Genomic DNA, 441 nt, shown 5'->3' on the forward strand with positions numbered 1-441 from the left:
TCGTGGAGGTGGTGGGTCTTGATCGCACCGAGTGCGGACGGGAGGTAGATGATGTTGGGCACGTTCGGATCCTTCGTATCCAGGGTGGAGTTGAAGGAATGCGCTCACCACTCTGGATCCCTCAGGCGTCCGTTCGCCCTCGATCCCATCTCTTTGTGCCTGAAAGCCACCACACGGATAAGGTGACACAGGCTGGGCAATGCTCTGCAGGACGGTCCGCACCGGCCAGAGCCTCTGTAAAAAATCGGTACGTCACTCGATCATCGGTGTCACGAGCACGCCAGGAGTCCTCCCTTGCAAGATTGTCCCGGTTAGCAAAAAGCCAATCAGAAAACCAGTTTCCGCCATGCAAGGGCTTCCGCTGGTGCGCATTCCGGCCGAGGCGTTCACCTCAGCCGCCGGCGACACTATCCATACCCTTTGCGAAATCAATGCAGTGAC

Annotated in this window: 1 protein-coding gene; it reads right to left on the bottom strand. The window is 57.8% G+C overall.

Annotated features, from left to right (window positions below):
• Positions 1-252 precede the first annotated feature (252 nt).
• A partial coding sequence (locus tag L901_RS27550; RefSeq protein WP_210179001.1) for a hypothetical protein occupies positions 253-441 on the bottom strand: 189 nt, incomplete at its 5' end.

The organism is Agrobacterium sp. D14 (assembly GCF_001526505.1).
In the GTDB taxonomy this organism is placed as follows: Bacteria; Pseudomonadota; Alphaproteobacteria; order Rhizobiales; family Rhizobiaceae; genus Agrobacterium; species Agrobacterium leguminum.